Genomic DNA, 246 nt, shown 5'->3' with positions numbered 1-246 from the left:
ACCGAATGCGGTCCGTCGGAGAGCGGCCCTGCCGAGGTGTACGTCCAGTTGCCCGAGGCATCGGCGGTCACCGGCCCCAACGTGACGCCGACAACGACGACCGCCACAGACACGCTCGCTTCGGCCGTCCCCGAATAGGTCGGCGTCGAGGCGTTCGTGGTCGACCCGTTGGCCGGGCTCGTCACGACCGGCGCCGGCGGTGCCGGCGTATCGACAGCAAACGTGTTCGGATTCGAATACACGCTT

1 protein-coding gene is annotated in these 246 nt (G+C 67.9%); it reads right to left on the bottom strand.

The window, feature by feature from the left end; genetic code table 11:
• The coding region (locus KVT38_RS33990) for an Ig-like domain-containing protein (protein ID WP_217598115.1) at positions 1 to 246 on the bottom strand (246 nt) is incomplete at both ends.

It is taken from the genome of Cohnella sp. GbtcB17, assembly GCF_019091135.1.
In the GTDB taxonomy this organism is placed as follows: Bacteria; Bacillota; Bacilli; order Paenibacillales; family Paenibacillaceae; genus Cohnella.
This window is presented reverse-complemented; position numbering and strand designations above follow the sequence as displayed.